At 52.1% G+C, this 2,636-nt stretch carries 4 protein-coding genes; all 4 read left to right on the forward strand.

Annotated features, from left to right (window positions below):
- Nucleotides 1-275: 275 nt before the first annotated feature.
- Nucleotides 276-887, forward strand: coding sequence for a hypothetical protein (locus V7Z75_RS14040; protein WP_334109269.1), 612 nt, complete (start codon nt 276-278; stop codon nt 885-887).
- Nucleotides 888-890: 3 nt separating this feature from the next.
- The gene (locus V7Z75_RS14045; RefSeq protein WP_334109270.1) at nt 891-1,859 is read left to right on the forward strand and encodes a major capsid protein; all 969 of its coding nucleotides are present in this window, start codon (nt 891-893) and stop codon (nt 1,857-1,859) included.
- 42 nt (nt 1,860-1,901) lie between these two features.
- Nucleotides 1,902-2,117: a hypothetical protein gene (locus V7Z75_RS14050; RefSeq protein ID WP_334109272.1), complete on the forward strand. Its 216-nt coding sequence runs from the start codon at nt 1,902-1,904 to the stop codon at nt 2,115-2,117.
- A gap of 67 nt (nt 2,118-2,184) precedes the next feature.
- The coding region (locus tag V7Z75_RS14055; RefSeq protein WP_334109273.1) for a hypothetical protein at nt 2,185-2,636 on the forward strand (452 nt) is incomplete at its 3' end.

Here is a 2,636-nt window from a genome sequence, read left to right on the forward strand (position 1 = left end):
GTTCCGGGATGGCGGATTGACGCTTGACAAGTTTGTTGCCAGAAATGGGCATGTGTACACGCTGGCTCAGTTGCGTGAGCATGATGCCGCCGCATTCGCCAAGGCTGGGCTGCAATAGCCGAATGACCGAAAGAATTACTGAATAGAGAAGCCGCCAATGCGCGGCTTTTTTGTTGTTGGCCTCATGGGAAACCGTGGGGCTTTTTATTGAGCAGTGCTCAAGGGAATAGAGGCTGTGCCTCATAGATAGCTGGCTGTGCCAGGAAAGGCGAACCATGAAATTAGATGAATTAACCCAGGATGGACTTGATGACCTGGTGGCGCAAATTGCCGCTGCAAATACCAGTATTCAGGGATTGAAGGCTGATCTCACCAAAGCGAAAGCCAAGGCCAGAGGCTCAGATATTGATCCCAATGAGCACGCTGCATTGCAGACTCAAGTTGAAGAACTGACGGCAAAACTAGCCAAGAGTGAGAAAGATAGCAAGGCAGCTATCGACAAGCTCACAGCGGAAGTCAAAACCAAAGACGAGGCGCTGCATAAGCACCTGATTGAGGGCAGCCTTACTGGCGCGTTGGCAAAGGCTGGGGTTAAGCCTGAATTCATGGACGCATCAATGGCATTGCTTAAAGGCCAAGCCATCATCAAGAGCGAAAACGGCAACCACACTGCACTGATCGGCGATAAGCCACTGGCTGACGCTGTGGGCGAGTGGGCAGCCTCGGACGCTGGCAAGCACTTTGTCGCAGCACCTTCAAACGGTGGCGGCGGTGCAGGTGGTGGCAGTGGTTCGGGCAAGGCAACCGCTGGCAAGATCGACGGCACACCACAAGAGCGTGCTGCTTACTTCGCCAGCAAATACCCAGAACTTAACAAACAGGAGTAAACCATGTCTCTCTCTCAAATGCAGGTGTTTAATCAATATATCCAGCCTGCCATTATCGAAACGCTCGGGCAGCAGATCAACAAGTTCAACGCTGCATCACGCGGGGCAATCCGCCTGACTACTCAAGGCTTTACAGGCGACTTTCTGCAAGAGTCGTTCTTTGCCGGATTGCATTCTGCACGCCGCCGCGTTGATCGCTACGCCCCGCAAACCCCAGTATCTCCTACCGACTTGACTCAGCTCAAGGAAAGCGCTGTTAAGGTGGCAGGTGGTTTCGGCCCTATCCGCTTTGAGCCAAGCCAACTGACCTGGTTGCAGAAGCCAACCGCAGAAGGCATTGAAGTTATCTCGCGCAATTTCACAGAGGCTTTAATCCAAGACCAGCTCAATACTGCTATTGCCTCTCTTGTTGCAGCAATCAGCAACCAAGCCGCGGCAACCAATGACGTGAGCGCAACCCTTGGTCTTGATTACCAAGCGCTGAACGGTGCTCATGCCAAGTTCGGCGACTCGTCCGGGGCAATCGTTGCAAACGTCATGACTGGTGAGGTCTATCACAAGCTGATCGGCCAGAACCTGGCAAATGCGACAACCCTGTTCCAGGCCAATAACGTGCTGGTAGTTGACATCCTCGGCAAGGCTGTTGTGGTGACAGATGCTCCTGCTCTGTATGCGGCTGGCTCGCCAAACAAGCAGAAGGTGCTTGGTCTGGTCGATTCCGCCGCCGTGGTGCTGGATGGTAGCGACATCATCACCAATATCGAAACCACTAACGGCCAAACCCGGATTGAAACCACGCTGCAAGTGGATTACACATTCGGCGTTGCGCTCAAGGGTTACACCTGGGATGAAGCCAATGGTGGCAAGTCGCCAACTGATGCTGAATTGGCAACCGGCACCAATTGGGACAAGGTTGCCACCAACATCAAGCACACCGCTGGCGTGATTGCCATTGGTGACGCATCCAAGTAACCAGCATGCCGGGGCTTCGGCCCTGGCCTTTTGGAGTGAATTATGAGTGCCCAAAAATCCAATATCTGGTATGTGCCGCATCCAACGTTTGTATTTAATGAGGACGTGAAGGCGCTGGCAAAAGTAAACGGCTTGCGCATTGTTGATGCTGAGTTTGATGCTGGCGACGGCGTGAAGGATGCGCCTACACTCACCTTAAAGGGTGATGAAAAGCAGAAAAGGAAATCAGCTCAAAAGGCTGATGACCAAGCAGGGTAAAGCCTGCAAATTACAGAGCCTCTTAACGGGGGCTTTTTTGTTTGTTGGTTGACGTTAAGGAATAATCATGGCAACAGTACCACAGGGGCAGTCTCAGGTAGTAAGCCTTGGCCCAAATGACGCAATTAAAGTCTCTACACCGGGAGAGGCATACGTTGATCATTTGTCTGGGACTCCTGAATCGCCCTACGCATCGACCAGGCTAGTTAACACCACATCGCCCAAGGTTTTCGGGCCTTATGGTGCGAACGCTCAATTGCGAGTTCGTGCGATTGAATTGTCGGCTTTATACGATGGTTACACATATCCCCAGCCACCGGATGGCAACTATGTCACCGGTGAACCATACGATCTGTTCTTGCAGTCCGGCAAAACCGCATCGGAGTATGTATCAGCCATTCAATCTGCGGTGGATGCAAATCGCAACCTGAGAATCCTGACACTCCCCGGTGTTGTAATCAACGTGAACACTCAAATCCTTGTACCTAGTAACACTACAATCATCATCGGCAAGGATGT

It is taken from the genome of Methylobacillus sp. (assembly GCF_036844465.1).
GTDB lineage: Bacteria > Pseudomonadota > Gammaproteobacteria > Burkholderiales > Methylophilaceae > Methylobacillus.

Excerpts from the sequence above, each read along its gene's own strand:
- V7Z75_RS14040 (WP_334109269.1), top strand. The coding sequence starts at position 276 with ATGAAATTAGATGAATTAACCCAGGATGGACTTGATGACCTGGTGGCG.
- V7Z75_RS14045 (WP_334109270.1), top strand. The coding sequence starts at position 891 with ATGTCTCTCTCTCAAATGCAGGTGTTTAATCAATATATCCAGCCTGCC.
- V7Z75_RS14050 (WP_334109272.1), top strand. The coding sequence starts at position 1,902 with ATGAGTGCCCAAAAATCCAATATCTGGTATGTGCCGCATCCAACGTTT.